Source organism: Pseudomonas sp. P135 (assembly GCF_020312125.1).
GTDB classification, from domain to species: domain Bacteria; phylum Pseudomonadota; class Gammaproteobacteria; order Pseudomonadales; family Pseudomonadaceae; genus Aquipseudomonas; species Aquipseudomonas fragariae.
Window position 1 is genome coordinate 1 of the sequence record NZ_JAGPYR010000058.1, and the last position, 487, is coordinate 487.

1 protein-coding gene is annotated in these 487 nt (G+C 55.0%); it reads right to left on the reverse strand.

The genetic code is table 11. From position 1 onward, the window contains the following. Positions 1-487 (reverse strand): RHS repeat domain-containing protein (locus KBY08_RS26290; protein ID WP_225651324.1); only part of this gene is annotated, 487 nt, incomplete at both ends.

Consider the following 487-nt stretch of genomic DNA (forward strand, 5'->3'; position numbering starts at 1 on the left):
GATAGAGATTATCCCCACCACTCAACCCAATCGGATCCTGCGTAATAAACCGCCCAATCTCCGGATCGTAATACCGAAACGTGTTGTAGTGAAGCCCCGTCTCGACATCGAAATACTGACCCTGAAACCTGAGGTTCTGCTCGACCTCGTTCACCACCAGTTTCTCAACCGCGCCCCACGGCCGATATTTGGCCTGCCAGACGATCTGCCCTTCGGCGTCGGTCATCTCCAGTGGTGTACCAATCTGGTCGGTGTGGAAGTAGTAGACCTTGTTCTCTGCCTCGCCCTCTTTCTCATCAACACGGGCCAGCGGCGCATAACTGCCGGGCTCGTACAGATACAGGCTGCTCTGTCCCGGACTTTCTTCACGCAGCAAGCGAAGACCTTGCCAGAGAAATAGTCGATGGTCGGTCTTGCCCTTAATGTCGGACTGTTTGGCAACACGCCTACCCAGGCTGTCGTACTGATAGCTGCTGGTGCTTTCCAC